This window comes from Aliiroseovarius conchicola, from assembly GCF_041403445.1.
GTDB lineage: Bacteria > Pseudomonadota > Alphaproteobacteria > Rhodobacterales > Rhodobacteraceae > Aliiroseovarius > Aliiroseovarius conchicola.
On record NZ_JBGEHL010000002.1, the window covers coordinates 103,239 to 127,419 of the forward strand.

The 24,181-nt window shown below is 55.6% G+C and carries 21 protein-coding genes and 1 tRNA gene; 7 read left to right on the forward strand and 15 right to left on the reverse strand.

What is annotated here, in order from left to right; all coding sequences use genetic code 11:
• Nucleotides 1-302 precede the first annotated feature (302 nt).
• Complete coding sequence (locus tag V6N04_RS03420; protein ID WP_371168727.1) at nucleotides 303-2,333, forward strand: class I SAM-dependent methyltransferase; 2,031 nt, start codon at nucleotides 303-305, stop codon at nucleotides 2,331-2,333.
• Nucleotides 2,334-2,495: 162 nt separating this feature from the next.
• Here V6N04_RS03420 and V6N04_RS03425 read toward each other — a convergent pair.
• The 4 genes from V6N04_RS03425 to V6N04_RS03440 form a co-directional block, all read right to left on the reverse strand.
• Nucleotides 2,496-2,572, reverse strand: a tRNA-Arg gene (locus V6N04_RS03425).
• Between the two features lie 135 nt (nucleotides 2,573-2,707).
• A complete protein-coding gene (gene rpsI / locus V6N04_RS03430) occupies nucleotides 2,708-3,196 on the reverse strand; it encodes a 30S ribosomal protein S9 (protein ID WP_371168728.1) in 489 nt (162 codons plus the stop codon).
• Nucleotides 3,197-3,198: 2 nt separating this feature from the next.
• Nucleotides 3,199-3,663 (reverse strand): 50S ribosomal protein L13, encoded by a 465-nt coding sequence (gene rplM / locus V6N04_RS03435; protein WP_371168729.1) that lies wholly within the window; start codon nucleotides 3,661-3,663, stop codon nucleotides 3,199-3,201.
• 147 nt (nucleotides 3,664-3,810) lie between these two features.
• Nucleotides 3,811-5,244 carry an aminotransferase-like domain-containing protein gene (locus V6N04_RS03440; RefSeq protein WP_371168730.1) on the reverse strand — a complete coding sequence of 478 codons (1,434 nt, stop codon included), beginning with the start codon at nucleotides 5,242-5,244 and terminating at the stop codon, nucleotides 3,811-3,813.
• A 96-nt stretch (nucleotides 5,245-5,340) separates the two neighbouring features.
• On the opposite strand from V6N04_RS03440, the gene V6N04_RS03445 reads away from it, so the two are divergent.
• Nucleotides 5,341-5,574, forward strand: a complete 234-nt coding sequence (locus V6N04_RS03445; protein WP_371168731.1) for a DUF1127 domain-containing protein — start codon at nucleotides 5,341-5,343, stop codon at nucleotides 5,572-5,574.
• Nucleotides 5,575-5,745: 171 nt separating this feature from the next.
• Here the strand turns inward: V6N04_RS03445 and V6N04_RS03450 are convergent, their stop codons facing one another.
• Nucleotides 5,746-6,171 carry a PaaI family thioesterase gene (locus V6N04_RS03450; RefSeq protein ID WP_371168732.1) on the reverse strand — a complete coding sequence of 142 codons (426 nt, stop codon included), beginning with the start codon at nucleotides 6,169-6,171 and terminating at the stop codon, nucleotides 5,746-5,748.
• A 56-nt stretch (nucleotides 6,172-6,227) separates the two neighbouring features.
• On the opposite strand from V6N04_RS03450, the gene V6N04_RS03455 reads away from it, so the two are divergent.
• Nucleotides 6,228-7,022, forward strand: coding sequence for an enoyl-CoA hydratase (locus V6N04_RS03455; protein ID WP_371168733.1), 795 nt, complete (start codon nucleotides 6,228-6,230; stop codon nucleotides 7,020-7,022).
• Here the strand turns inward: V6N04_RS03455 and V6N04_RS03460 are convergent.
• Complete coding sequence (locus V6N04_RS03460; RefSeq protein ID WP_371168734.1) at nucleotides 7,013-7,786, reverse strand: class II glutamine amidotransferase; 774 nt, start codon at nucleotides 7,784-7,786, stop codon at nucleotides 7,013-7,015. The two genes, V6N04_RS03455 and V6N04_RS03460, sit on opposite strands and share 10 nt — an antisense overlap.
• Before the next feature lie 11 nt (nucleotides 7,787-7,797).
• Nucleotides 7,798-8,004, reverse strand: a complete 207-nt coding sequence (locus tag V6N04_RS03465; RefSeq protein WP_371168735.1) for a DUF6356 family protein — start codon at nucleotides 8,002-8,004, stop codon at nucleotides 7,798-7,800.
• Between the two features lie 111 nt (nucleotides 8,005-8,115).
• Here V6N04_RS03465 and V6N04_RS03470 point away from each other — a divergent pair, with 111 nt between their 5' ends.
• The 3 genes from V6N04_RS03470 (at nucleotide 8,116) to typA (ending at nucleotide 10,900) form a co-directional block, all read left to right on the forward strand.
• The gene (locus tag V6N04_RS03470; protein ID WP_371168736.1) at nucleotides 8,116-8,574 is read left to right on the forward strand and encodes an Lrp/AsnC family transcriptional regulator; all 459 of its coding nucleotides are present in this window, start codon (nucleotides 8,116-8,118) and stop codon (nucleotides 8,572-8,574) included.
• Between the two features lie 57 nt (nucleotides 8,575-8,631).
• Nucleotides 8,632-8,961 (forward strand): DMT family transporter, encoded by a 330-nt coding sequence (locus V6N04_RS03475; protein ID WP_371168737.1) that lies wholly within the window; start codon nucleotides 8,632-8,634, stop codon nucleotides 8,959-8,961.
• Between the two features lie 115 nt (nucleotides 8,962-9,076).
• Nucleotides 9,077-10,900, forward strand: a complete 1,824-nt coding sequence (typA, locus tag V6N04_RS03480) for a translational GTPase TypA (protein ID WP_371168738.1) — start codon at nucleotides 9,077-9,079, stop codon at nucleotides 10,898-10,900.
• A 110-nt stretch (nucleotides 10,901-11,010) separates the two neighbouring features.
• Here typA and V6N04_RS03485 read toward each other — a convergent pair whose 3' ends face one another.
• The 6 genes from V6N04_RS03485 to guaB all read right to left on the reverse strand — a co-directional run bounded on the left by V6N04_RS03485 (nucleotide 11,011) and on the right by guaB (nucleotide 20,755).
• Nucleotides 11,011-11,298, reverse strand: coding sequence for a DUF1330 domain-containing protein (locus tag V6N04_RS03485; RefSeq protein WP_371168739.1), 288 nt, complete (start codon nucleotides 11,296-11,298; stop codon nucleotides 11,011-11,013).
• Between the two features lie 76 nt (nucleotides 11,299-11,374).
• Nucleotides 11,375-14,020 carry an alanine--tRNA ligase gene (gene alaS / locus V6N04_RS03490; protein ID WP_371168740.1) on the reverse strand — a complete coding sequence of 882 codons (2,646 nt, stop codon included), beginning with the start codon at nucleotides 14,018-14,020 and terminating at the stop codon, nucleotides 11,375-11,377.
• A gap of 132 nt (nucleotides 14,021-14,152) precedes the next feature.
• Complete coding sequence (gene recA / locus V6N04_RS03495) at nucleotides 14,153-15,226, reverse strand: recombinase RecA (RefSeq protein WP_371168741.1); 1,074 nt, start codon at nucleotides 15,224-15,226, stop codon at nucleotides 14,153-14,155.
• Between the two features lie 281 nt (nucleotides 15,227-15,507).
• The gene (locus V6N04_RS03500; protein WP_371168742.1) at nucleotides 15,508-17,991 is read right to left on the reverse strand and encodes an ATP-binding protein; all 2,484 of its coding nucleotides are present in this window, start codon (nucleotides 17,989-17,991) and stop codon (nucleotides 15,508-15,510) included.
• 106 nt (nucleotides 17,992-18,097) lie between these two features.
• Entirely contained in the window at nucleotides 18,098-19,258 is a 1,161-nt protein-coding gene (locus tag V6N04_RS03505; protein ID WP_371168743.1) for an RsmB/NOP family class I SAM-dependent RNA methyltransferase, read from the reverse strand.
• Nucleotides 19,259-19,306: 48 nt separating this feature from the next.
• Nucleotides 19,307-20,755: an IMP dehydrogenase gene (gene guaB / locus V6N04_RS03510; protein ID WP_371168744.1), complete on the reverse strand. Its 1,449-nt coding sequence runs from the start codon at nucleotides 20,753-20,755 to the stop codon at nucleotides 19,307-19,309.
• A gap of 192 nt (nucleotides 20,756-20,947) precedes the next feature.
• Here guaB and V6N04_RS03515 point away from each other — a divergent pair, with 192 nt between their 5' ends.
• Entirely contained in the window at nucleotides 20,948-21,775 is an 828-nt protein-coding gene (locus V6N04_RS03515; protein WP_371168745.1) for an isocitrate lyase/PEP mutase family protein, read from the forward strand.
• Nucleotides 21,776-21,806: 31 nt separating this feature from the next.
• Here the strand turns inward: V6N04_RS03515 and V6N04_RS03520 are convergent, their stop codons facing one another.
• Together V6N04_RS03520 and V6N04_RS03525 are read right to left on the reverse strand one after the other, a co-directional pair.
• On the reverse strand, nucleotides 21,807-22,772 hold the full coding sequence (locus V6N04_RS03520) for a formylglycine-generating enzyme family protein (protein WP_371168746.1): 966 nt from the start codon (nucleotides 22,770-22,772) through the stop codon (nucleotides 21,807-21,809).
• Between the two features lie 127 nt (nucleotides 22,773-22,899).
• Nucleotides 22,900-24,069: an FAD-dependent monooxygenase gene (locus tag V6N04_RS03525; protein ID WP_371168747.1), complete on the reverse strand. Its 1,170-nt coding sequence runs from the start codon at nucleotides 24,067-24,069 to the stop codon at nucleotides 22,900-22,902.
• Nucleotides 24,070-24,181 lie beyond the last annotated feature (112 nt).

A 24,181-nucleotide genomic window follows, 5' to 3' on the forward strand; every position in this document is an offset into this window, starting at 1 on the left:
GATCGGAGGTCATAACCCCTTTGACCAATGGCAACTGGACCACGTTCTAATTTGAGATATACAGCTTCATACAACCCACAGCATATTTCCTGATCACTCCACACCAAATCACACACCGGAAAGCGACAATGCAGCACAATCCATCCTCGGCAACAGAAAATTCGGTTATCCATATTTCATGTTTTGTTGATGATCAGCCACATTTTCGCCTGCAAGCATGGAACTGGCTACTTTCGTTGCAGTCATCGAATTCCATTGCGAGACCGTTCGTTCATTTCAGTCCGGGCGCGCTCAGCGACGGCGTGAAGAAGCAGTTTGAGGACCTTGGCGCAACTCTTGTTGAGATCGGGCCATTCGGCGACGGTGACGCACGATATTGCAATAAGATATTGCAACTTGAATCCCCCACATTCATCGAAGCAGACTTTGTAATCTTGTCTGATGCCGATCTTCTGTTTCTGGCAGATCCAGCCGAACTCGTAGTCCCAAACAGATTTCGAGCGAAGCCTGTGGACCTTCCGAACCCACCCACCACAATCTGGGACACCTTGTTCGAACTGGCCAACCTGCGAGATAAGGTAGAGGAAGTGCCGCTTGAACTGTGCCCGTCGGACACAACCTTCAGTACGAACTACAACGGCGGCTTATACGTCATCCCAAGATCTATGATTGAAAAGGTAGCAGAGAAGTGGCGAGGCTTTTCCACTCTCTGCCTGGATAATGCGGGCTTAATGAAAAATTTCTCTCATCACGCCGACCAGGTCGGGATGGGAATGGCCGTGGCCGATTTGGGGTTGAACGTCGAACCACTTACAATAGCCGAAAACTTCCCATCTCATCTTCCGCACGACCTTCTAGAACCGGTCGAATGCCAAAAGATTTTGGGTTTGCACTACCATGGACATATTGATCCGCATGGTTTGCCAATGGACACAGGCTTGGACTGGTTGGACCAACAGATTTCTGTCGCGAGGAATCAGCTAAGCTCAGCGCGGCGGGACGACTTTTCAAACGAGTTATTCTGGGATTTCCGCTACCAGAAGTTCCCTGAACTCGGCAGTGGTGTTGGATCAAGAAATGAAGTGCTAGAGCTGAAACGAAATAAACTACGGACGCTCTTCAAGGCGATTGGAACGGACACAATTTTGGATGTCGGCTGCGGCGATCTTGAGGTTGTCGGCCCTCTCCTTGTCGCGTCCTACACCGGCAGCGACATATCATCGGCAGCAATCCAAACCGCAAAGTCCAAGTACCCCTCCACACGTTTTGAAAACAAAACGTCATCCGCGTATGGAGACGAGAGTTTTGACTATACTCTTTGTGTTGATGTCCTAATTCATCAGCCGTCATTGGCCGATGCGAGGGCGCTTGCAGACGACTTGCTCCGAGTTGCGAGAAAAGGCGTTATCCTCAGCACGCATACAAGCGGGATAGGTGATCACGGTATCTCGTTCGATACCAGTACCATCAAAGACTATCTGTCTTCCAAGCCCGAGGTCACGCGCCTAGTAGAATTGCTGACATACCGCGATGTAACGCTCTATTTTATCGAAAAAAATCTTGGAAGCCGGCGTTCACTAAATGACATCGGGATTCCCGAACTGGCCGTTGGCCACGAGATCGCTGATGAAGGGGCCGAGCTGACCGACCTGATCGCCTATAGTCAGGAAAAGATTGGGTTCTTCCCCGTTACGGTGATCCGAACCCATGAATATCCGTGGTTTGTCGATCATCTCAGGGACTGTCGGGGTAAAGCTGCTCTGGACGTCGGGGCTGGTGTAAGCTGTATTCCGTTCAAACTAGCCGATTTCGGGGCGCAGGTGACAACTGTGGACCTTCACCAGATCATTCGTAACGAACAACCCATGGAAACATGGAACGAGTGGGGATACCTAGACTACTCACAACTTGACCCGCGTATTAAGTCATTCAATGCTGATATGGCCAAAGTCGATTTGGGCACCAAGTTTGACATCATTTACTCCGTATCCGTAATCGAACACATGCCGGCTGAGATGCGCAGATCGGTCATCCGTCAAATGGCGGCCAACAGCAACCGCGGTGCAAAGTTGGTTCTTTCTCTGGACATCATCCCGGACACCAACGAGTTGTGGAACCTTAGTGAAGGAAATACCGTAGATACTCGTGATCACGGTACAATAGACGACGTGAAGACCGAGCTTCGGCAGGCTGGCTTCGGACTCGATCACGAACACATACTCCGCGGTGTCCAATACTCACGAACGGACGTTTTGTACCTTACAGGGCGTTACACTGGTGTCGGAGTTCAACCCTGGACTGATCGTATCAGGTCATGGCTGCGACGTGTCTAAGGCCCCAACCCTCACAAGCAGGATCACAGGCCTAGCACCCAGCCCTCCTTGTACAGGCGGGGGTCATTCGTGATCGCAGTGACGTATCGAGATGCCGGACCCATGGAGATGCCTGGAAGCGGACCTGCGTATACATCTGTATCAAAACGAACCGAAGAATGTTGGCGCACCCGAGAGGATTCGAACCTCTGGCCTCTGCCTTCGGAGGGCAGCGCTCTATCCAGCTGAGCTACGGGTGCCTTTGACGCTAGGTCTGGTCGGGATATAGGCCATCACCCTGCCCCTCGCAACATGAAAAACCCTTGAAACACACGCGCATAAAAGAAAAAGGGCCACCCAACGGCAGCCCCAATTCAAATTGCTTAACCGAAGTATTAACGCTTCGAGAACTGGAACGAACGACGCGCTTTGCGCTTACCGTATTTCTTACGTTCCACAACGCGGCTATCGCGGGTCAGGAAGCCTGCGGCTTTCAGGGCGCCACGCAAGCTGGGTTCGTAAAGCTGCAGAGCTTTCGAAATGCCGTGCTTAACCGCACCAGCTTGACCGGACAGACCGCCGCCTTTGACGGTGGCAACCACATCAAACTCGCCTTCAACACCGGCAATTTGCTCGGGCTGACGAACGATCAGCTGCAGAACGGGACGTGCGAAATACTCGCCCATTTCTTTGCCGTTTACGGTGACCTTGCCGGAACCCGGCTTGATCCAAACGCGTGCAACAGCGTCTTTACGTTTGCCAGTGGCGTATGAACGGCCCAGATCGTCGCGGACGGGCTCACGAGGGGCTGCAATCTCAACCACAGCTTCGGTGCCTTCAGCAACTGCGTTCAGGTCTTCGAGTGTCTTGATCTCTTCAGTCATGATCAGCCCTCACGCGTGTTTTTAGGGTTCATGGATTTGACGTCCAGCACTTCGGGGCTTTGCGCCTCGTGGGGGTGCTCGGTGCCTGCATAGACGCGCAGGTTTGTCATTTGCTGACGGCTCAGTGGGCCGCCTGGCAGCATACGTTGCACGGCTTTGGTCAACAGACGCTCAGGGTATTTGCCCTCAAGGATCTGACCCGCTGTGCGTGACTTGATGCCACCTGGATAACCGGTGTGCCAGTAGTGCACTTTATCGGTGCGCTTCTTGCCGGTCATTTGAACTTTGTCCGCATTGATCACGATGACATTGTCACCCATGTCCATATGCGGTGTGAACGAGGCTTTGTGTTTGCCACGAAGACGCATTGCGATGATCGACGCAAGGCGGCCAAGAACAACGCCTTCAGCGTCGATGATGATCCACTTTTTATCGATATCTGCAGGCGTTGCAGAGAAGGTTTTCATTTGTTCAGCCCTAGTTGGGTTTCGGATGGGGTGGTTTTAGTGATTTTGTGCGCGCGGTCAAGCGAAGTTATGTGTAAATAATATAGCAATAACAACAGCTTACAATTACGGTATCATTTTACCCCACACTAATGACCCGTTCCGGGCTTACGCGCTCATAGATTCCGGCGGGTTGTCCAGCAATGTGGCGATGTCTTCCAGCACCGTTCTGAACCGCTGAAGGGGCATTTGTCCGTTGATTGAAATGCGTACGGCCTGTGGCGATGGCCCCGACCTGAGCGCAAAGTCATCGCCCGGGCGGACCCGAATGCCCTTTGCTTCGGTGATTTGACAGAACGCCGTCACGCGCCACCCGCGCGGAAGATGGAGCCAGAAGAACGGCACATCGTGGCTCCACCCCAGCTTAAAACGGCCCAGCACATTCAGTGCGACTTCGATATATTGCCTGTTACAAGCGCGCATGGCCTGCATCATCGCGGGTGTGTCAGGGTGGATCAGCACTTGATGTAATATTTCGGCGGAAGGCGATGAGACACCGAAGTAATTCACGTCCATCACCCGGCGTAACTTACATGCCCACCCCTCTGGCGTGACCACATATCCCGCACGCAACGCCGGCGATATGGTCTTGGAATAGGACGAGATGAACCAGGATTGCTCGGGCAATAACGTGCGATAACTAGGACCGCGCGCCGGCCCCAACCGATAACAATCATCCTGAACCAAATGAAAACCGCGCTTTCGCGCGACTTGCACAACCTCCAACCGGCGCTCATTACTGGTGACGGTACAAGTCGGATTGTGGGCTTCGGGCATTGTGAACAGAAGACAAGCACCCGATTGTTGCGCCACAGCATCCAGCGCAACAGGATCTACTCCGTCATCATCCATAGGCACGGCCACGACGTCGGCCCCCAAAAGCTCGACCGCGCGGCGCAACCCCGGGTAAGAGCTTTCTTCAACCATGACAACGCGCTGTTTTTCGGCCAGCAAGGTCTGAAGTGACAGCATGATCGCATTCTGCCCCCCGTTCGTCACGATGATGTTGTTGGCGTCGATACCACGCCGTTCTTCTTCCGGGATATGAGCATGGATCGCCGCGCGCAGGGGCGATTGTGACGTGCGGAACGGATACCTAAGAAGCAGGGCATCGGGCAGATCGCTGGTGGCCAATATCGCATCCCGAATGATCTTGACCTGCCCTACATCTGGAAGGCGTGGGGCGAATAAAAAGTCATTCTCGGGCTCGTCATGCAACAACAACCCGCTATTTGGATTGCTCGCATTAGCACGACGAGGCGCACGCGGCACCGACGGCGCAATAGGCATAGCTGGTGGTCCCAACACATAGGTGCCGCGTCCAACCTCGGTCTTCACCCACTCTTTCTCAGACAAAATTGAGTACGCGCGTGCAACGGTGCCCGGCGTAATGCCAAGGGTCCAAGCCAGTTCTCGCACCGGGGGTAACTTGCACCCTTCCTCAAGTTTGCTCGCTTGAATGGCTTGCGTAATGCCGTCGACAAGTCGCTGATATTTTGGCCCCTGTCCGCCCATCAGGTCTGCCGAAAAAATTGTATCCATTACAATGTTCCAATTGTTTCGTAAGCGAGTCGTTTGTATCAATTCATTATTGGCACATTCGCCAATTTGTATCAATACAATATCTTGGAGATACTGATGGAATATGGAGACACGTACCGGCATGACCGGCTCGCCTTCCTCGACACACGCAGCAACTTGCCCGCATTGGCAGAAATTGCCTTGCTGGTCGCCGTCACCGTCACCAAGTGGTCGCAACGGCGAAAGATGCGACAGGCTTTAAAGACGCTGCAGCCTCACCTGTTGGAGGATATCGGCGTTACACAGACCGAAGCCGGAATTGAGGCCGAGAAGCCATTCTGGCAACCCTAAAGAGCGTTTTATGCGTTTCAGTTTTAGCCTGCGACAGGGTGAAACCGAAACGCAGTATGAGGCAGCAGTGCTGTGCGCGTTTCGAACAAACTTGTGTATCAAGTCTATCTCGAAACGTTTTTAGAAGACCCCTTCCTGGGCCGGGGGAAACCCCGGCCATTTTTTTTGCACTTAACTGCGTTTGGGCGGGATCGAGTATGTCAGGCTGGCGCGGGCAACAGGGGCATCACCCCCTTCAGAATGGATCAATACATCACCGACAGCCAAGACCCGACCCAGCTTGTGTATCCTTGCATGGGCCACAAGATCGGTGTTCGCAGCCGGCCTTCGCATGAAGTCGATTGAACAATTGGTCGTCACGGCCAGCGCTTGAGGTCCTATCATTGCTAAGATGGCAAGATAGATTGATACGTCTGCTAGTGCGAACATCGTCGGGCCGGAAACTGTGCCTCCGGGCCGCAGGTTTTTATCACCAATACGGCTGCGCACCGTGATCTGCATCGGAGCCACACCCGCGATCTCAAAATCGGGGGCAACTTGCGGGAATTCGCTTTCCATAAAAGCTTGAAGTTCGTCGCGTGACATTTTCAATTGCATGGTTTCCCCCCGAGATCTTCCCGCCTATCGTGCTCTGGACTGCATGGGAGGACAAGATGGCAGACCCGATTCTGATCCGAGAGGACGCAGCGTCAGTTGCACGCTTAACGCTGAACAACCCCGGCGCGCTGAATGCGCTGTCAGATGCGATGCTGGCCGCCCTAAAAGCAGAGTTCGAGGCCTTGGCAACAGATACGTCGATCAGGGCCATTGTCCTGACGGGCGCTGGAAAGGCGTTCTGCGCCGGTCACGATCTGAAAGAGATGACCGCAGGACGCGCATCCGACGATGGAGGCGCCGCCTATTTCAAAGACCTGTTTGAGCGTTGCTCGGACGTCATGTGCATGATCCCCCGCCTGCCCCAACCCGTCATCGCCGAGGCGCACGGGATTGCCACCGCCGCCGGGTGCCAGTTGCTGGCCACTTGCGATATGGCCGTAGCGGCCGAGGGGACTCGATTTGGCGTGAACGGCGTGAATATCGGTCTTTTCTGTTCAACACCGATGGTCGCACTGACCCGCAACGTGCCACGCAAGGTCGCGTTCGAAATGCTAACCACGGGCGCGTTCATCGACGCAGATCGCGCGCTTGAAGTTGGGCTGGTCAATCGCGTCGTGCCGCAGGAAGAACTGCGCGCGGCGACGGATGAATTGGCGCAGACGGTCGCCTCCAAACTCGGTTCCGCCGTGAAAATTGGCAAAACCGGGTTCTATGAACAAGCCGGAATGTCACTCGAGGAGGCCTATGCGTTCACTGGCGCCAACATGGTAGAGAACATGATGATGCGCGACACCGAAGAAGGCATCCAAGCCTTCATCGAGAAACGCAAACCAGATTGGGATCAGGGCTGAAACGGCGCGATGGTGACGTCAGCACCGTCGAAACAGGCGATATGTCCGGGCGCAAGTTCGATCCAGCCCTCCTCGCTGTGTTCTAGTGGCTCGCTGACGACTGCCCATCCGTGTCGACTGGCCGACCAGCGATAGTAAACCGATGGCGCGATGTGGTCGCTTGACGCCCGCGCGGCCCACAGGCGTTTGCCATCTGACATTGCCACCGACAGGCGCATATACGGCGATGTCCCGGACGCGCGTGATTGCTCTGCCAATTTCCGTGCCGCACGCTCCAACGCAGCTGCGGGGTCATTGTCGAGCCCTTCGCCCAATGCCAACAAGAACAGGACTTCGCTGTCAGTCGCCCCTTTGCGACTGGCGTAAAGGGCGTCGGGGATGGCCATATCCGCCTGTTTGCGGAAGGCCTCAAACCCGCCAAACTGGCCGTTATGCATGAAACTCCAGCGCTCATGCGTAAACGGATGGCAATTGTTGCGGCTGATGGCGGACCCGGTTGATGCCCGCACATGGGCCAAAAACAACCCCGATTGCACCTGTTCGCAAACAGACCGCAAATTGGGGTCCGACCATGCCGGGTAGATATCGCGATAATGCCCAGCATTTGGCTGCGCGTCGTACCACGCCAGCCCAAATCCGTCCCCGTTTGTTGATGTTTTGCATTCTGTCGCTGATTGACTTTGTACAATCAACGAATGCTCCGGGCGGGTCACGATCTCATCCAGAAAGATCGGACGCCCAGCATAAGCGGCCCAACGGCACATATGTTACGCCCTTACTGACCCCGATTGTGGGTTTTATTGTAAAGCCGCGCTGTGATCCGGCTTGCTGTCTTTTCGCAAGCCATGGGGATCACCGCATGGATAAGGGCCGCACCGGCCGCAACAAACAGCCAAAACGAAAAGCCAGCGGCAAACCGGGCGTGTTCCAGATATGTTTCATCAACTGATTGCGGGTGGTCCAAAAATACTTTGCTGATCATGTTCGTCTCCTGTCGCGTTACCACGATCAAACAGCATGAATGGTTGGAATGCTTCCCGATGTTGCGCGTATTTTTCTTCCATATGTGAGATTTTCCCACTAATCATTAGATATGGTGGAAATTGACAACATAGACCGGAAAATTCTGGGCGAACTACAGAAGAACGCGGACCTAAGCCTCGAGGACCTTGGGGCACGGGTGGGCTTGTCACGCAACGCCTGCTGGCGTCGTATTCGCGCACTCGACGACAAGGGTGTCATTCGCAAACGAGTGGCCGTACTGGACCCAACGAAGCTTGGGCTTGGCCTTTCAGTTTTTATACAAATACGAACATCGCAACATGCCGCCAGTTGGCTGACAGATTTCGCCCGCGCCACCAGAACCATGCCTGAGATACTGGGAGCATATAGGATGACCGGGGATCTGGACTACCTGATCCATGCGCGCGTGGCGGATATGGCCGACTACGATCGCCTCTACCAACATCTAATATCAAAGATTGAACTCAGCGACGTCTCGGCCAGTTTCGTGATGGAGGAATTGAAAGAGACGACCGAATTGCCGCTTTAGACGCTTGACCCAATGCAGCCGGACGGCCAGCCTGAACCAAACAAATACGGGTACGCCATGCCATATTTCATCCTGATCCTCGCCGTCATCGCTGAAACCATCGGGACGACCGCGCTCCAAGCCAGCCAGCAATTCACGCGACTCGGACCTTCACTGATTGTCGTTGTCGCCTACGCGATAAGCTTTTTCCTACTTGGCTGGGCCCTGAAATTCATGCCCGTCGGGATTGCCTATGCGATCTGGTCGGGGCTTGGCATCGTCTTGATTGCGATCATTGGCTATATCATGTTTGGTCAGAAACTTGACCTGCCTGCGGTGTTGGGCCTGAGTATGATCATCGGCGGCATTCTGGTTATTCACCTTTATTCGCGCTCTGGCACGCACTAGAGCCGCCGAATTTGCCCCATCGCGACTTTTGGGGGTGGCTTTCGTGCCGCAACCGGGCTATGCGCGCCCCTAACTTCTAACACGTTAAAAAACTCTCTCCCCTTAAGGTGGCCCCATGGACCTGCGCAATATCGCGATCATCGCACACGTTGACCACGGCAAAACGACACTTGTTGATGAGCTTCTGAAACAATCCGGCGCGTTCCGGGACAACCAGACCGTGGCCGAGCGCGCGATGGATTCAAACGATCTGGAGCGTGAACGCGGCATCACCATTTTCGCCAAGCCCACATCTGTTGAATGGAAAGGCACGCGGATCAACATCGTTGATACGCCCGGCCACGCCGACTTTGGTGGCGAAGTTGAGCGTATCCTGTCGATGGTTGATGGTGTCGTTCTCTTGGTAGACGCCGCTGAAGGTCCAATGCCACAAACGAAATTCGTGACCTCAAAAGCGCTGGCATTGGGACTGCGTCCGATCGTGGTGCTGAACAAGGTCGACAAGCCTGACGCCGAACCGGACCGCGCACTGGACGAATGCTTCGACCTGTTTGCCAGCCTTGGTGCAGATGATGACCAACTGGATTTCCCGCATATGTACGCCTCGGGCCGCAGTGGTTGGGCTGACGCCGAGCTGGATGGCCCACGCAAGGATTTGCATGCGCTGTTCAATCTGATCGTAAACCACGTCCCTGCCCCACGCCAATTGGCCCATCAGGACGAAGACTTCACCATGCTGGCGACGACACTCGGCGCCGACCCCTTTGTTGGCCGTCTGCTGACGGGCCGCGTGGAAACCGGCCGCCTTAAAGTGGGAGCCACAGTTCAGGCCCTGTCGCGCGTTGGTCAAAAAATCGAACAGTTCCGTGTGACGCGTATCCAAGCGTTCCGCGGCCTGGCCCAACAAGACATTGATGAAGCGGTCGCTGGCGACATCGTGTCACTAGCCGGGATGTCCAAAGCCACTGTTGCCGACACGATCTGCGCATTGGCGGTTGACGAACCGTTGGACGCCCAACCCATCGACCCGCCCACCATTTCGGTCACATTCGGGATCAATGACAGCCCTCTGGCAGGGCGTGATGGCAAGAAAGTCCAGTCACGCGTGATCCGCGAACGCTTGATGAAAGAGGCAGAATCAAACGTCGCCATCAAAATCAGCGATACACCCGGCGGAGACGCTTTTGAGGTCGCAGGCCGCGGCGAACTTCAGATGGGCGTATTGATCGAAAACATGCGCCGAGAAGGTTTCGAGCTGTCAATTTCGCGCCCTCAAGTTCTGATGCGCGAAGAAGATGGCCAAACCATCGAACCCATCGAAGAAGTTACAATCGACGTTGACGATGAGTACTCTGGCGCCGTGATTGAGAAAATCACAGGCGTACGCAAAGGCGAGATGACCGAGATGAAGCCCGCCGGCGCTGGCAAAACCCGGATCATCGCCCATGTCCCATCACGTGGCCTGATCGGATATCACGGTGAGTTCCTGACCGACACACGCGGCACTGGTGTTCTGAACCGCGTCTTCCACGGTTGGGCCCCGCATAAAGGCAACATCCCGGGCCGTCGTGCTGGCGTTCTGATCTCAATGGTCGACGGTCAATCAGTTGCGTTTGCGCTGTGGAACCTCGAAGACCGTGGCCGCATGTTTATCGGCGCACAGGTTGATGTGTACCAAGGTATGATCATCGGCGAGCACTCTCGTGAAAACGACTTGGAAGTGAACCCGCTGAAGGGCAAAAAGCTTACCAACGTACGCGCCTCGGGCACGGACGAGGCTGTGCGCCTGACCACACCGATCACGCTGTCCCTGGAAGAGGCGATCGCCTATATCGACAATGACGAGCTGGTCGAGGTTACGCCAAGTTCGATCCGCTTGCGCAAACGCTATCTTGACCCGCACGAACGCAAACGACGGGCGCGTTCGGCCGATCAGTAAAGCGGAATAAAAAAGGGGCCACACGGCCCCTTTTTCTTTCTGCGCCCCCATTTTCTTTCTGAAAATATCCCAAGGGGTGAGGGACAATGTCCCGAGGGGGGCAGCGCCCCCTACTCGCTCGTCTCAACAATCAGCAACTCACGCTCTGATGCCCCACGCGCATGGCTCAGCGCTTCCTGGTAGTCCGGCGAGCGGTAACATCCCTCAGCGGCTTCGACGCTTGGAAACTTCGCCACAACATTGCGCGGCCGGTCTTTTCCCTCAAGCTGAACATACCGCCCGGCGCGGGCAATAAAATGCCCGCCATGTTTGGCAATCGCCGGACCGGCAAGGGCTGCATATTTGCTGTAGGCTTCTTCATCTGTAACGGTTACGTGGGCGATCCAAAGGGCTGGCATATTTTGTCTCCTGCATGAAAAAGCCGCATATCGTGGTGACGATACGCGGCCCTTGGAAATTTGCAACGAAATATGGTCAGGCGCTGATCGCAGCCTCAGCGGACGCAATGGCGTCATCCGCGCCAGAGAAATCCTGCCCACCGCCTTGCGCCAGTTCCGGTCGACCACCGCCGCCTTTTCCGCCAAGTGCGGGCACAGCTGCTTTTACCAAATCAACCGCCGACACACGATCTGTCGCATCCGCAGTCACACCCGCTGCAACAGCAACTTTGCCATCATTGTCCGAGATGATCAGCACAGCACCCGATCCAAGCGTGTCTTTCTGTTCATTCACCAAGGACTGTAAATCCTTGCCCGCCACGCCGGCAACTTTCAAAGCGAGGAATTTGACGCCATTCACCTCCTTCGCCTCGGCGCCAGCGCCAGCTGCTTTGGCAAGTTCACGTTTCAGCGCAGAAATCTCGTTGTTCAAGACTTTCCGCTCGTCCAGCATGGCCTTCACGCGGTCGACCACCTCGTCTGGCTTGGCCTTCAACATGCCTTGAAGCCGTGACGCGCGCGCAGCTTCGTCCTCGATATACGCCACCGCGGCTTTGCCGGTCAGCGCTTCGATACGTCGTATCCCCGCAGCACTTGCGCCTTCTGAAAGGATCACGCAGACACCGATATCACCGGTTTGCTTCACATGCGTCCCGCCACACAGCTCGATCGAATAGGTCTCGCCATCTGTGCCTTTGCCGGTTGCCGCATGTCCCATCGAGACCACGCGAACTTCATCACCATATTTTTCGCCAAACAACGCCTGCGCGCCCATCTCTCGGGCGTCGTCGGGCGTCATAATGCGTGTCTCAACCGGCGTATTTTGACGGATATAGGTGTTCACCTCGCGGGCAATATTGCCCAACTCATCCGGCGACACAGCCTTGTTGTGGCTAAAGTCAAAACGCAGCCGATCTGGCGCATTCAACGAGCCACGCTGTGCAACGTGATCACCCAGTTCATTGCGCAATGCTTCGTGCAAGAGGTGTGTTGCCGAGTGATTGGCCCGGATTGCGCCGCGCCGCAGATGGTCAACAGACAGTTCTGCCCCCTGCCCGGTCGCAATTTCTCCGTCTTCGATTGTTGCGAAATGGATATAAACGTCTGCCACCTTCTTTGTGTCAGTGATGCGCGCGGATCCGGTTTCGGTTCGGATCAGCCCCGTATCACCCACTTGACCACCTGCTTCAGCATAAAATGGCGTTTGATTGACCACGATTTGGACTTCTTCACCCGCCTTCGCATTGTCTGCGGCAGCGCCATCAATCACGACAGCCAGCACCTGCCCCTCGGCGTGTTCCGTGTCGTAGCCCAAAAACTCCGTGACGCCATTTTGTTCCGCCAAATCGAACCAGATCGACGCATCGGCGGCCTCTCCCGATCCAGACCATGCCGCGCGAGCACGTGCTTTTTGTTCTTCCATCGCAGCATCAAAGCCGCCCTGATCTACACCACGCCCCTTTTCGCGCAACGCATCTTGAGTCAGGTCCAGCGGGAAGCCGTAGGTGTCATAGAGTTTGAACGCCGTCTCACCGGGCAGATCAGCGCCTTCGGCCAGCCCAGAGACTTCGTCGTCCAGAAGTTTCAGACCGCGATCCAGGGTCTTTTTGAAGCGCGTCTCTTCATTTAGCAACGTCTCTTCAATCATACTCTGCGCGCGGCCAAGCTCGGGATAGGCCTGACCCATTTGCGCCACGAGTTCTGGCACAAGGCGATACATAACCGGGTCTTTTGCGCCCAACAGGTGTGCGTGGCGCATTGCGCGCCGCATGATCCGGCGCAGAACATATCCGCGTCCTTCGTTGGACGGCATCACGCCGTCCGCCATCAGGAAAGAAGTCGACCGAAGGTGATCGGCGATCACGCGGTGATGCACATTCTGGTCACCATATGGGTCGACATGGGTTGCGTGTGCCGACGCCTCGATCAAGGCCTTGAACAGGTCCGTGTCATAGTTGTCGTGACTGCCCTGCATCAGAGCACCGATCCGCTCCAGCCCCATACCAGTGTCGATAGATTGCATGTCCAGCGCGGTCATCGAGCCGTCCTCGAACTGCTCATTTTGCATGAACACGACGTTCCAGATCTCGATAAACCTGTCACCGTCTTCTTCGGCCGAACCAGGAGGGCCGCCCCAAATATGGTCACCGTGATCGTAGAAAATCTCGGTACACGGGCCGCACGGACCGGTTGGCCCCATCTGCCAGAAATTGTCGGCGGTCGCGATGCGGATGATCCGATCTTCGGGCACGCCGACCTTTTTCCAGATCTCAAACGCTTCGTCATCGGTATGATAGATGGTGGTCAACAGGCGTTCGGGGTTGATACCAAATTCCTTGGTGATCAGGTTCCACGCAAACGGAATTGCGTCGTCTTTGAAATAGTCCCCAAAACTGAAATTACCCAGCATTTCAAAGAATGTGTGATGACGGGCAGTGTAGCCCACGTTGTCCAGATCGTTATGCTTACCGCCAGCACGAACACATTTTTGCGCGGTCGTCGCTCGGGAGTAGTCACGTTTTTCCAGCCCGGTAAACAGGTTCTTGAACTGGACCATGCCCGAGTTCACGAACATCAGAGTGGGATCATTGCGCGGCACTAGCGGCGAGCTATCCACCACTTGGTGTCCGTTATCTTCGAAGTACTTCAAAAAGGTTGAACGAATATCGTTAAGGCTGGCCATCTTTTCTCGTCTCTTATGGTTTAAACCCGTTTACCTGCGCCTGACGGCCCTGTCCACAGGACGGTTTTGCAAAAGAAAAGGCCGGAAAGATTCCGGCCTTTGAATTATTCAAATTAGGGCTTCAGACCTGCTTTAAGCCTCTACCAGCCCATCACCGTCGTCTTTCTCGCCTTCTGGCATATCGAAATCCAACCCATGCGCCGCACGGATTTTGTCCTCGATCTCAAGTGCGGTACGGCTGTGCTCGCGCAGATAGGTCTTGGCGTTCTCTCGCCCCTGTCCGATCCGCTCGTCCCCATAGCTGAACCACGCCCCGGATTTCTCCACGACGCCAGCCTTGACGCCAAGATCCAACAGCTCGCCCATTTTCGAGATCCCTTCGCCATACATAATGTCGAATTCGACCTGCTTGAACGGCGGAGCCACCTTGTTTTTCACAACTTTGACCCGCGTCGCGTTGCCCACAACTTCATCTCGATCCTTGATCGCGCCAATACGGCGAATATCAAGACGGACCGAGCTGTAAAACTTCAAAGCATTGCCGCCTGTGGTCGTTTCCGGGCTACCAAACATAACCCCAATTTTCATCCGGATCTGGTTGATAAAGATGACCATACAATTGGATCGGGAAATCGAACCCGTTAATTTGCGCATCGCCTGGCTCATCAAACGCGCTTGAACACCAACATTGCTGTCGCCCATATCACCTTCAAGCTCAGAACGCGGCGTGAGCGCTGCAACGGAATCAACAACAACCATGTTCACTGCACCCGAACGCACCAATGTATCGACGATCTCAAGCGCCTGCTCACCGGTATCTGGTTGGCTGATCAAAAGCTCATCCAGATCGACGCCCAGCTTCTTTGCGTACTGAGGATCGAGAGCATGTTCCGCGTCAACGAATGCACACACACCACCCTTCTTTTGCTCCTCCGCAACGCAGTGCAACGTCAGCGTGGTCTTGCCGGAGCTTTCAGGTCCGTAAATCTCTACAATGCGGCCTTTCGGAAGGCCGCCAATTCCAAGCGCGATATCCAACCCCAATGAGCCAGTCGAAGTGGACGCAATCTCAGCAACCGGATTATCCGCGCCGAGTTTCATGATCGACCCTTTACCAAATTGACGTTCGATCTGCGCCAAAGCGCTGTCCAGCGCCTTTTGTTTGTCACCGTTTCGCTTCATATCAAAAATATCCGCCGTTGCCATTTTTACATTCCCTTATTCCACACCCGCAATCGGGCGGCAATCATGCTCGTGTTCTGCTCTTGTTCTCAAATCCTTATGAGTACAAAATAAGAACATTTCAAGTCATATCGTCAATATTAACAATGAGGAGTAATGGTAACCGAATGGTTAACCGCCTAGATTTTCTCTCCCACGCTAGGCATTTTCGATCTGTGCCGGCAAGTAAGGGACAAGCATAAATATTCGAAAACAAAGAGATAGGAGGTGAAACGGAGACCGGTCACCCTCTCCACGACATCAATTCAGTGGAATTGACGCTGCACCGTCGCCGTCAAGTCTGTCAACGAGAACGGTTTAGGCAAAAACACAGAGTTTGGGATGCGCGATTGGTGTTCGGACACCGAATCTTCTGCATATCCCGAGACAAACACCACCTTTACGCCCGGTCGGTCTTTCAAGGCCTCGGCGACCCAAGTTGGGCCGTCCATCCCCGGCATGATCACGTCCGTCACGAATACATCCACAGTCAGGGACGTATCCTCGAGCGTTTTCAACGCTTCTTCGGCATTCTCCGCCTCAAGAACTGTATATCCACGCATGCGCAACGCTCTTGATGCGAAGGCACGCACAGGTGCCTCATCTTCAACAAGCAATACAATCCCATCGTCTGACTTCGGTGTAAGATGTGTTGGATTAGGTAGCTCTCCCCCGTTTGCAACACGAGATTCGGCGTCTTGAGTATCCCTGCGAACGTCTAAGCCATTCGACTTCACCGATAAGCCCCCATCTTTACCGAATAAAAGTTGGTCGTCTGTCGTCAGCGCATCAAGCGTCTGTTGCACCTCATTTGATACGTCCGGACATGGCGTGGGTGTTTGGTCGGCCTCTTCGGTCTCAGCTTCAAGTGATACCGGAAAATACAATGTGAAAGTTGAACCCGTGCCCGGGATCGAGTCCACAAAAATGAAACCACCCATCTGTTTGACAATGCCGTAGGCCATCGACAGTCCCAATCCGGTGCCTTTACCGGCACCTTTGGTCGTAAAGAATGGCTCGAATATCTTGGTTTGTTTGTCGGCCGGTATCCCGGTCCCCTGATCAATCACCCGAATGGTGACATAATCCCCGGCAGGCACGGTGGCACGGTCGCGGTTTAGTGGCTGAGCAATTGATACATTGCGCGTTTGGACACGTATCTGCCCCCCATCCTCCATGGCGTCCCGGGCGTTTACGACAAGGTTCATAATGACCTGATCCAATTGCCGGCGATCGGCGCGTATTGACTGTAAATCAGGGTCATGGTCGACATCCAATGTTACCTTTTCGCCGACCAATCGGTTCAAGAGGTGCATGAGGTCAGAGACCGAGTCAGTTAATACAAGCTTCTCGGGGCAAAGTGTTTGTTTGCGAGAGAATGCGAGCAACTGACGCACAAGTGCCGCCGCGCGATTGGCGTTCTGGTGGATTTGTGAAAGGTCGGAGAACTCTGGATCTTGCTCATCGCGACCGAGCAATAACAGATCGCAGTGGCCCGATATCGCGGTTAGAAGGTTGTTGAAATCATGTGCTACTCCGCCAGCCAGCTGGCCAATCGCCTCCATTTTTTGGCTCTGAACGAATTGCGCTTCCATCGTTTTTAGTTCGGTCGCGTCCTGAAGCACCGCAACCAACGCAGTCCCGGTGGCATCAGCCACTTGACCCAGAGATATCTGTAGGAAAACGTCGTCTTCTGGTTTCACCGCGCGAACGATCTCTGATCGGCCTAGATGACGACCGGAATGTGCTTCGCGCAACCATTCAGACACAGGCCGACCCAACCCTTCGACCAGATCGGCGAATTGTAAACCAATGGCGTTTTCATCACCAAGCAGACCACGCGCCCGTTGATTGGCCATGGTGATAGAGCCATCTAGGTCGAGTTTCACCAATGGTACTGGCAGGCGGTCAATGAAGGCCCATTCCTGGTCTGTAATTGCAGGGCCAGATGGTGGCGGCAACAAATAGAGTTCGCGTCGCCCCGCGCTAATTTCCAACTCACAAACCAATGCAGGTATAGGCCCGTTCTTCGCGGAGACCTGCGTGACGGCCCCCGCCTTCACCGGCAGATCCGTAAACACGCGGTCCAGTGTCGTTTCACGCCCGCCCAGCAGCCTGCGCGCAGCCTCGTTCATGAATAAAATCGTTCCGGTTTTTGACGCCGTCATCATTGGCAGACTGATGTTTTCGCCCGAGCGTCCGCCTGCTCCGCGTTCACCGATTTCCTCAATCCGCCATAGATACCCGCCACGCCCCGAGCAATGCACGGACAAGCGCATATGACCACGTCGCAGGACCACATCTTCGCGTGCCGCGCCTCTGGCCAACGCTTTGTTTTGCAGCCGGAACAGAACCGATGCGGGTGCAGCAAATAGCCCCTTCATCGCGCCTGCCAAGGTGGCGCCCTTTTGATCGCCATAGGCCTGATTTGCCGCTTCGTTCTGATACAGAACCATACCTTCAGCGTCCGTCGCAAACATCGCTGCGGCGTCTTGTTCCACAAACATTGATACAGTTCTAAACAAGTGTTTTTGCTGCCTATCATGCAGCGCGGAAATGCCAAACACAGTCATCGCGAGACACAGAAATGTCAGGCCAACCAAAAGCAGAACCAGTCCGGGAACAGGAAAGCCAACGATCCAAGCCGCCCCAACACACAACACCGCGATCGTCAATAAATAACCCGCACGATTGGACATCCGCAGGGCGGTTTCAGTCAGCGGGCTGGGCAACATTTCGGCTTGCGACACAAGTATCCCCTTTTACAGAATCGGCACCCTCCTTTCTTGCAGGGCGGGAGTTAAGCGCCAATTAATGGGGACAAGGTTAACAACCTTAGATTGTTTTTGCCAAGCTTTACTTTTGCTTAAGTCGTGCGAGGTAAAATCCATCACCACCGTTCAAAGGAGACAGTTGAATTTCGTGATCCACAACATAATCCTGGTTTTCTCCAACAAAAACATGGATTTGCTGGCCGTTCTCGACATCAAAAACCGAACACGTTGCGTAAGCCAACTGACCCGCCTGTGTTACATGATGGGCCAGTTTCGACAGCACCTGCTTTTGTGTGGCGCGGACGGCTTCCAGACGCTCTTGCGTCAAAAGCCACTTACCTTGAGGCGCGCGCCGCCATGACCCACTGCCCGAGCACGGCGCGTCCGCGAAAACGAGGTCAAACGGACCAAGCGCCTCCAATTCCGCAGGAGTGGCGGTCTGAATATGACAGCCGGCACGCGCGGCACGCTCAGGAAGGTCCTTCATGCGCGCGGGCGCGATATCATGGGCGACAACATCCGCGCCTAGAGCGGCCAGAGCCAAGGATTTTCCACCGCCCCCGGCGCAGTAGTCAAGCACGCGCATACCCGGTTCTATCCCCAAAGCCTCAACCACGGCCTGTGAGGCCGCGTCTTGAAGTTCGACCATGCCAGATTGATATGCCATTGACGCGTTAATTTTCCTTGGATTTTCAGTAACTTCCAACGCGGCCGTCGCGAGGGAATGCGGGCATGTCGCGATCCCATCCTTAAGCAGGGCTTCTTGCGCTTCCGCTGGAGTGCAGCGTGCAAGATTTACCCGTAGGAACACCGGTGCGCGGTGGCGCAATGCCTCCAAAACACCGTCCGCATCAGCCCCGAGGCTATGGTCAAAAAGAGGCAGAAGCCACTCTGGGCAGTCCAAACGGTCCGCCCGCGTCATGATGCCCGTCGCTGCGTGCTCGTGGTCGTTCAGGGGCATCGGGGCATGGCCCACGCCCGAAAAAATCGCATCCAAATCAGCCCCTTGCCCGCGCAAAAGCCCGATCATGATCGCCCGACCTGTCTGAGCGCCACCGAGTGCTGCCGAGGATTTCAACCGGCGCAGTGCATCAAATACATGGTCGCGGATTGCCGCACGATCCTTTGAGCCAGCAAATCTGTGCGATCTGGCCCAACCGCTCAGCGCTTGCTCGGCCGCGGCGCCGCCCAGATAGGTATCAATAATCTCGATGGCCGCAGCCACGCGTGCCGCAGGTGTCATTCCTGCGACCGATCTTCATTAAGATCATCCATCAAGACCATGATATCCCTACCCAATCCGATAGTTTGGAGATTCTCGCGTGATTTGCACATCATGCACATGGCTTTCTTTGAGGCCAGCGCCGGTGATCTTCACAAACTTGCAATTCGTCCGCATATCCTCGACCGTTCCGCATCCGGTATAACCCATGGCGGCGCGCAGACCGCCGACAAGCTGATGGATGACCGTACCAGCCGGGCCCTTGTAAGGCACCTGCCCCTCGATCCCTTCGGGCACCAGCTTGTCGGACGCGGCATCCTTCTGAAAGTACCGATCCGCGGATCCGCGTGCCATTGCGCCAAGCGATCCCATGCCACGGTAGGATTTGAATGAGCGGCCTTGATACAGGATAACCTCGCCCGGGCTTTCATCGGTCCCGGCAATCATCGACCCAACCATGGCGCACGAAGCCCCTGCGGCAATCGCTTTGGCGAAATCGCCAGAGAACTTAATCCCACCATCCGCAATTACCGGCGTATCGCCCGCTGCGGCTGAGCAATCGCTGATCGCGGTCAGTTGGGGCACACCAACACCCGCCACCATCCGCGTTGTACAGATGGAGCCCGGACCAATACCGACTTTCACCGCATCCGCGCCGGCATCGATCAAAGCACGTGTCGCATCACCTGTTGCGACATTGCCAGCTATGACCTGAACCGAATTTGACATGGCCTTCACGCGCTTGACCGCTTCGATCACGCCTTCTGAGTGGCCGTGCGCGGTGTCCACGACGACGATGTCCACGCCCGCATCAATCAACGCCTCGGATCGCGCAAACCCGCTGTCACCGACCGAACTGGCCGCTGCCACGCGCAGCCTGCCAAGGTCATCCTTACAGGCGGTCGGGTTAAGCACGGCTTGTTCGGTGTCTTTGAGTGTCAAAAGACCTGTCAGCTTTCCGTCGCCATCGGTGACCAACAGCTTTTCGATCCGGCGGACCCTCATTAGGCTTTTTGCTTCTTCCAGCTCAGCGGGTTCCTGTAACATCGCCAGATTGTTCGAGGTCATCATGACCTTCACTGGGGTCGCGTCGTCTTCGGCAAAACGCATATCACGATTGGTGACGATCCCCAGCACACGACCGCTGCCATCGACAACCGGAAAGCCCGTCACACGATAGCGCGCCTGTAACGCTTTCGCGTCCGCCAATGTTTGATCAGGGGTCAGAGTGATCGGGTTGTACACGATCCCGCTTTCAAACCGCTTCACGCGACGTACCTGCTGGGCTTGTTCTTCCACATCAAGGTTTTTGTGGATCACACCCATGCCACCCGCCTGGGCCATCGCGATGGCCATGCGGGCCTCGGTCACGGTGTCCATCGCCGAACTTAAAAGTGGGATGTTCAACGCGATCGAGCGGGTCACTCGGGTCGTTGTATCTGCGGTCGACGGCAGCACGTTGCTAGCAGCCGGAACCAGAAGGACGTCATCAAAGGTAAGCGCCTCGCGAATCTCCATGGGCTTTCTCCTCGGGAGGGTTCGTTTGACACGTCCCTATCTCATGGGTTGGCGGCTTTGGAAAGGGGCTGGGGGCAAGTTTCTGCGATTTGGCGGAAAATACGGGGATCGTGTCGCATCGCTGGTTTGACATTCGGGGGCGCACACGCCGAAACTCGTCTTCAACGTCCCGCTACGAAAAAGGATCGATCCATGACCGACCAGAACCGAGGCACCGCATTTCGCGCCCTTCATCAGAAAGGAAATCCGTTCATTTTGGCAAATGCGTGGGACATCGGAAGCGCCAAAATGTTGGCTGGTCTTGGGGCCGAGGCCATTGGGACATCGTCCGCAGCACACGCGTTTACCCTTGGGCGCCCTGATATGGGACACGTCACCCGCGACGAGGCTTTGGCACATGCCCAAGACCTTGTAGCGGCGGTCGATATTCCGGTTTCTGGGGATTTTGAGAACGGGTTTGGGGATGACCCAGACACCTGTGCTGAGACCGTGAAACTGTCCTACGAAGCTGGGCTGGCGGGCATATCCATCGAGGATACGGCCCTGCCGTCGGCGACGCCTTATGAGCGGGCATTTGCAATTGAGCGCATCAAAGCCGCCAGTTCCGCCGCGCGCACCCTGCCCGGAGATTTCGTGCTGGTCGCGCGTGCTGATGGTGTGATGAACGGCCAATACGATCTGGAAGAGGCTTTGGCACGGCTAAAAGGCTATGACGCCGCAGGTGCAGATTGCCTCTACATTCCTCTACCCGGCACCTTGGCCGATCAGGCACGGGTCTGCGCATCGACCAACCTGCCAGTCAATGCGCTGGCAGCGGGTCCACTTTCTGGGGTCAACCGAGCGGACTTTGCGACCGCAGGCGTAGCGCGCATCTCGCTGGGCTCTGCGTTGGCGCGAGTGACCCATCGCGTCATCCGCGACGCGGCCCATGGGATGTTCGATCAAGGAGATTTCTCGATGCTGGGCACCGGCATGTCGGGCAGCGATGTAGATGCGTTATTGAGCGACCCAACGGAGTAGTCGCGAGGAGGAACTATCGAGGTGTCATCGATTAGTTGGGGAGGTTGATCGAGAATTCTCGTACAACTCGAAAACCTAGATAATCCCGCCTGAAGTCTTCGGTAGGGCGAAGGCGTCTGGCTGGCCTGAGTGCATCCATCGCGGTCGTGTACGCACCGCCTTTCGCAACTCGCCGACAAGAACCCGCTGATTGGGCATCTGCCATGTAGGCACTGTCACCCAACAAACCCAAATGCCCATCTGACCAACAAGACATGGTGAGCTCAACAATGTTTCCGGACATGTGCCGCAGACCCCATGCATTCTCAGCATCTAGGTCATGGACAGGTACGGGTATCCATCTGTTCTTGAGTTCAGGTAATTTCACCCCACGCCCGCGCAAATGCTCTGTTGCTCGACGCGAAAAATTTGCTTGAGCTGCCGTCAACTCGTCACCCTGCGCAAAACGGGTCTCGGTTCCGGCGCGGGCGGCGTATTCCCATTCTGCTTCTGTTGGCAACCGGTAGACATCAGCGCCAACCAGCGAATTCAGCCACGCCGTATACTCCAGCGCATCCAGATAGGACACGTTGATCACTGGATGGTCGGGACCCAGTTCTTTGTACCCTGATGGCGTCAGCACGCGGTGGTCTGGAACATGCGAGCACGCGCTGGCCTCAACACAGACCATCCATTCCGCATAGGTAACTTCGTTGCGACCCATCGCATAGGGGATATCCATGTCGACTGGATGGCGGGGATGTTCATTCGGGATGATGTTGATTTCATCAGGTCCCCGGACACGGGGGACAAAGTCTTTTGCATTAACCGGGCCGTAGAAGTCGAACGGGTTGCGAGACTCTCCGGGGATAGCCCCCATCATAAATGACCCCAATGGCATTACGATCATCTCGGGGCACAGGTCGCATTCCTGAAACTGCTCCAGTGGCGCGACTTCTTGTCCGTTGGTCAGGGTATAAGCAGCGACACTTTCGGCAACGCTCTGAAAGGGAAGCAAAGAAGCGGTGCAAGATACCGCTGCACAGACGAAAGACCGCACCATCTACACAATTAGCCTTCGATTTATGATACTGATAACACGTAGATTTAAGTGTTCCTCAATTCAAGGTGGATGACAAGGGTTCTTACAACCTTGTCACATCCTCGTCGTAGATCCAGCGAAATCGATTGAACATTTGCTGCGGGGCCATCTTACCCGCGATCCGCAATGCCCCATGCCCGAGCCGCCGCGCCACTGGGTTTGCATAGTGGTAATTGCGCGCGTTCTTGTTGGCTGCATGAACAATCCGTTCGCAGCGCGGGCGGCGCAGCGCTTGATACATTGCAGGGCCGTCATCAAATCCCGCAGTGTCGAGGCATTTGGCCAACACCCACGCATCCTCGATCGCCATAACAGCGCCTTGCGCCATAAACGGCAGCGTCGGATGGGCCGCATCGCCCAGAAGCGCTGATTGGCCATAATGCCAGTTCAGAGCGACCGGGTGACGGAACAGTCCCCAAAGGTGAGCCGTATCAACCCGTTCCAGCAAAGCTTGTGCATCATCGCAGAACCCCGAGAAAGCATGACGCAGATTGTTGGGATCATCTTGGTGGTTCCATCCCTCGGCCGCCCACGCCTGTCGTTCCTCGACCGCAACCAGATTGATGATCTTACCGTCGCGCAGCGGATAGGTGACCATATGACGCCCCGGCCCCATGAAAACGGTGGCCTCCGTCGGCTCGCGCCCGGTGGCAGGGACCGTTGCCCGCCACGCCACTTGGCCGGTGAATAACGGGGCGCGGGCTCCATTCAGCCCGGCCCCGACGACCGAGTGCAGCCCATCCGCCCCAATAACAAAACCCATTTCTGTTGGGTCTTCACCGGCGGTCTGCACCATCGCAGCACTCATGCTTGGCGACACGGCCTCGACCTTGACACCACACCTAATATCAACCCCTGCCGCCCGTGCGCCATCGGCCAAAACATCAATCAGATCGGCCCGGTGGAACAACAGAAAAGACGCGCTCGGGGCGACTTTACTAAAGTCGAAGTCCAATACTCCGTGCCCAGAAACGCCGTCACGCAACCATACGCCTTTGCCTGCCATGGACCGCGCGCGCGCGGCTTCCCCTAAACCAAGCGCGTCCAACACACGAACCCCATTGGGGCTGATCTGAAGCCCGGCGCCCACTTCGGTGATCGCCGGTGCTTGCTCCAACACGGTGACATTTGCACCCCGTTTGGCCAGTGCCACCGCGGCGGTCAGCCCACCGATCCCAGCCCCGAGAATGGTGATGTCCTGTCCTGCGATCATGGCTGCTCTCCTTTGGCGGGGCCATTTCTGTGTGCGGTGCCAGATATTTGCTTGCAACTGGGCAAAAGAAAAGGCGCCGGGGTGTCCAGCGCCTTCTGTCATGGATCAGAAC